This is a genomic window from Pseudomonas sp. HY2-MNA-CIBAN-0224, from assembly GCF_040310285.1.
Taxonomy (GTDB): domain Bacteria; phylum Pseudomonadota; class Gammaproteobacteria; order Pseudomonadales; family Pseudomonadaceae; genus Aquipseudomonas; species Aquipseudomonas helleri.
In genome coordinates this window covers 1-277 of sequence record NZ_JBEOPQ010000463.1, presented here as the reverse complement: position 1 = coordinate 277, position 277 = coordinate 1, and the positions used below count along the sequence as shown (strand labels likewise).

Below are 277 nucleotides of genomic sequence, written 5' to 3'. Positions count from 1 at the left end.
TCCACCATCAATGCAAACATGTACGAGTAGCACAGATAGCCAAAGGCATGCATATAGTCAACAGCACAGCCATTGATTTCGTTTTTACGCTCGCTAATATTAGCCAGTACCGTTTGGGTAAGAGTTTCTATCGTATCCGCAGCCTCTAGGGTTGCTTGTTTGATCGCATGATCCGCTTGCATATTATTGACGAAATCACGAATCTCACCTAAGAAGTGGGTGACGTATTTGCCATTATTTTTCGCCACTTTACGACCTAGTAGGTCAAGTGCTTGAA

Annotated in this window: 1 protein-coding gene; it reads right to left on the bottom strand. The window is 43.3% G+C overall.

Features of this window, described 5'->3' with window-relative positions:
- Nucleotides 1-277 (bottom strand): acyl-CoA dehydrogenase C-terminal domain-containing protein (locus tag AAEZ03_RS27180; protein WP_350582939.1); only part of this gene is annotated, 277 nt, incomplete at both ends.